Annotated in this window: 4 protein-coding genes and 1 pseudogene; 2 read left to right on the top strand and 3 right to left on the bottom strand. The window is 58.7% G+C overall.

The window, feature by feature from the left end; genetic code table 11:
• Positions 1–91 precede the first annotated feature (91 nt).
• Together N5K27_RS28680 and N5K27_RS28675 are read left to right on the top strand one after the other, a co-directional pair.
• On the top strand, positions 92–700 hold the full coding sequence (locus tag N5K27_RS28680) for a cupin domain-containing protein (RefSeq protein WP_279820969.1): 609 nt from the start codon (positions 92–94) through the stop codon (positions 698–700).
• A complete protein-coding gene (locus N5K27_RS28675; RefSeq protein WP_279820967.1) occupies positions 697–1659 on the top strand; it encodes an alpha/beta hydrolase fold domain-containing protein in 963 nt (320 codons plus the stop codon). The genes N5K27_RS28680 and N5K27_RS28675 overlap by 4 nt, the downstream gene beginning before the upstream one ends.
• Before the next feature lie 50 nt (positions 1660–1709).
• Here the strand turns inward: N5K27_RS28675 and N5K27_RS28670 are convergent.
• The 3 genes and pseudogenes from N5K27_RS28670 to N5K27_RS28660 all read right to left on the bottom strand — a co-directional run.
• A pseudogene (locus N5K27_RS28670) lies at positions 1710–2439 on the bottom strand (transposase); the annotation flags it as partial.
• A gap of 86 nt (positions 2440–2525) precedes the next feature.
• Entirely contained in the window at positions 2526–2957 is a 432-nt protein-coding gene (locus N5K27_RS28665) for a hypothetical protein (RefSeq protein WP_279820965.1), read from the bottom strand.
• Between the two features lie 18 nt (positions 2958–2975).
• Positions 2976–3824: hypothetical protein (locus N5K27_RS28660; protein ID WP_279820963.1), on the bottom strand; the 849-nt coding region annotated here is incomplete at its 5' end.

The raw sequence follows: 3824 nt of genomic DNA, 5'->3' as shown, positions 1-3824 counted from the left end.
AAACAGGACTACACCGCCTGGAAGAAAGTCGTGTCCGATGCGGCCATCAGCGTACAGAACTGAGCTCCTTCCCCTGTCACCAGGAACCCTCATGAAGACCCTCTGCCCCACTCAGGATGAGATGCAATCCCGCATCGCCCGCTTCGACAAACTCAAACCACGCTCCGCGCACTGGAACGACAACCTGGGCATCCCCGCCGACGTACTGCGCATCTTCAACCCCAAGGCCAACTACGTGCTGATGGCGCCAGCGTCACTACCCGGACGGCTTTCCCCCAACCCCGCCATCGTCGACGGCGACAAAGGCGTCATCCGCGTCGGTCTTGCCGTCGCCGCCCCCAACGACGGCCCCGAACTCCACGTGCACTGGAAGACCCACGAAACCTTCATGGCGCTTTCCGGCCGGTGGCTGATACGCTGGGGCGACGAAGGCCAGGAAAGCGTGGAACTGGCCCCCTACGACATGATCGCCATGCCGCCCAAGGTCGCCCGCCAGTTCATCAACATCTCCGACCAGGACGCCCACCTGCTCGTGATCATCCAAGGCCAGCTGGAAGACTTCGACGACGTCGGCCGACTGCCCGCCGTGCGGCAGAAAATCATCGACCAGTACGGCGCCGATGTGCTGGACAAGATGGAGAACAATGGCTGGGATTTTTCCCTGGTGCCCAAGAGCATGCGACAAGAGGCAGAGGCATGACGGCGGCACCGCTCCCGTCTCTCGATCCTCTGATTGCCGCCGAGCAAGCCCGTCTCAAGGCTGCTGGGTGCGCCCAGGCGGATCCCACTGTGCTGCCGCTGGCCGAGGCACGGGCTCAGCAGGATCGATATTTCGCTGCGATCAACGCGCGGTTACCGCCCATTGCGAGCACGCGTGATCTGACTGTTGCGGGTGCCCAGGGCGATATGCGTGCGCGTTTGTATCGGCCGGCAATCTGTCGCGACGATGCGTTCGTGGTCTTCGTGCGCGGGGCGGGCTGGTGGGCGGGCGGGCTTGATTCGCACGAGGCGGTCTGCCGGGGCATTGCCAATGCCACTTCGCGATCGGTGGTCGCGTTGGATTATCGGCGTTCTCCGGAGCATGTGTTTCCGGCACAGCGCGATGATGTGGTAGCTGGCGTGGAGTGGTTGCTGGATCATGCGGCCGGGTTGGGTTTGCCCGCTCGCGCGGTCCTATGGGGAGAGTCGGCTGGCGCGTCGCTGTGTGTGTTGGCTTGGCGTCGATTGGCGGACGCCGGGCGCACCGCGGCGCTTCCCTGTTTGATCCTGTTCTACGGCAACCTTGGCGGCCCACGCGAGAATTTGCGGCCGCAGTCGAAATGGGTATGGCAGCAATACCTTGGCCCTGCATGGCCCAATCCACCCGACTCGGCCATACCCGCGAAAACCGGGCTGCACGACTTTCCACCGGTCTGGCTAGGGATGGGGGATGCCGACCCGCTTATCGAAGATTCGCGTATGTTCGCGGGGCGATTAGCAGAGATGAACCGCCGGCATAGATTGGCGGTCTATTCGGGCATGCCTCATGGTTTTTCGGGTTATGGGGAAATATCAACTGAGGCGGCGAGGATAACGCGGGATGCGGCGTTTTTTCTGGAAGAGGTAGCGTCGGTCAAAGCAGTAGGATCCGTCAGGAATTCCGTGTTCAAGGCGAGTTGAACATCAGGCGGCAGGCCGCACGAATATCTCTTCATAAGGGAATCGATGCCTGCGATCAGAATGTCGTTGAGCCCGCGAGTCTCCAGGTCGTTGAACACGCGCATCCAGAACTTGGCACCTTCGGTATTCTCGATCCACAGTCCCAAAATGTTGCATGTGCCGTCGGGCTGCACACCCAGGGCCAGATAGACGGTTTTTTTGCGCACGACTGAATCCTTGCGGATCTTGATCCACAGGGCATCGAAGACACGACCGGATACATGACCTCAAGTGGGCTGGCTTGTAAGACCGTCACCTCGGCCATGACCTCGTCGGTAACCGAGCGGATGAAGTCGGTGGACACTGCGCTGCAGTACTGTTCCAGCACAAAGCCTTGAATCTTCCGCACCGTCATACCACGGGCATACATGGCGACGCTCTTGTCGTCGACGCCCCTGAATCGCCGTTCATGCTTGGGAATCAGGACCGGCTCGAAACAGCCGTCTCAGTCACAGAGAACCTCAATGCGAATCGGACCGTCCCCGCTCAGCGCCATCTTGGCACCGCTGCCATTGTGCAGGTTGGTCACCGCTACGAGTTGGCAGTGCCGGGTAGATAACCGGGGTGGTAGCGGCTCATCTCACCACCCAGCGCTCATTCGATCAAGTCTTTTTTCAAGGCCAGCGTCGCCGCATTGATGGCTTTGGTCGTCATCGAGCCATTGCCGAACTGTTCAAACAGTTCGGCCGGGATCGACGACAACGTCCTCGACAGGTTCTTCGTCTTGCGAGGCGTAAACACTCCCTGAGTCTATGTTGTGCCCTGAATAGGAAATCTCTGCTAGGTCCCCTTATCAATCGCCGTGCCCCGGCCAAAATCCGCGCTTATCATTCCGCCATTGCGAGCGCCGCACTCACCACGGAACCCAAAGCCTCATCTGAGCTAAGAGTTGCTTCCGTCTTGTAAGGCAGTGGAGCGAACCCGTCATCGACGCCATCGTTTCGTGTCGGGATCAACGTCACAGTCACATCGTCGCTCGTCTCAACTTCTATGCATTTGGCCGACTTCACGAACGTACTAAACGATTTGACACCCGCAAGCTCAAGCACTGGATGGAACAAGTCTGTGAACGACTTCGGGTGCGAAACGCCCTCTCGAGACGCTGCCAGACACTCTCTGAGCGCACGACCAACTTCTCCAGTGTTTTCCTTATCGACGGCCAGAACGGGGGCAGTAATAACCCAGACCCCGGCAGTCGTTTTTGATGAACTGTGAAAATACAGCTTATCTTTTCGCTCGTAGATTGTTGCAGCTTTCATTGATTAGACTCGTCTCGATTAGGGAAAGGGTATGACATTCACAGCAACGCCGCGTGAGGCTCCATACCTCACCGTTTGACTGATGATAGCCTGTTGCTCCGCCGAGCCGCGATGAGGGATTGCAAGATCGAGCGCACGCCCCGTAATGTCTTGCTGCCGAATACGAATACCGGCCCACGTCCGCCCCTGGAAATCTGCTACCTTGTCAACGTAGCCCGTCAAAGTTCGGTTGAGGGTCGTAGCACTCTGATAGGCTGCGGCGTCCAGATCTAAGCTTTTGATGCTGGTCGCCAGTCCATTTTCGAACCTATCGATTGTCGGGAAATTGCCAGGTAGATTATGACCGAGCGCCTGCTCAATCTGCTGGCCGCGTTGGAGCGGGCTTAGTTTCCAGACTCCACTCTCTGCGGCAAAACCTTTCACTCCCCTAACTACACTCCCGAACAACGCCCCCACCTTTGCTATCGCAATCTCCGGCCCAGCAATCGTTCCTACGCCGTCCTGCAGCGATATTGCTAATTGGTGCTGAACGCTGCCATAAAACGGATGAGTCTGTGTTGCCCCTACTTTGCCGCCAGAACGACCGTCCCACTGCGAGAGCACTGGCGCATTTCTGATCGCCTCTGGCACTACAGTGGACATCCTAGGCCCGCTACCAGATTCGCGTACCGCCCCAAGGGCCTCCACAACCGACTGCGCCGCCCCAAGTACCGCTCCGCCAACCGGATCCGTCATTCCAGGAAACGCTATCACCTTAATGGGCGGCATTTCCGCAACGCGAACAACCTCGCGTTGATTTTCCATGAACTCCAGCGCATCCGACAACGGCCCATTGGTCGCCACCATGGCACGGGGTAATGCGGACTC

This window comes from Pigmentiphaga sp. GD03639 (genome assembly GCF_029845405.1).
In the GTDB taxonomy this organism is placed as follows: Bacteria; Pseudomonadota; Gammaproteobacteria; order Burkholderiales; family Burkholderiaceae_B; genus Pigmentiphaga; species Pigmentiphaga daeguensis.
The sequence above is the reverse complement of the archived record's forward strand: the minus strand, read 5'-3'. Positions and strand labels throughout refer to the sequence as shown.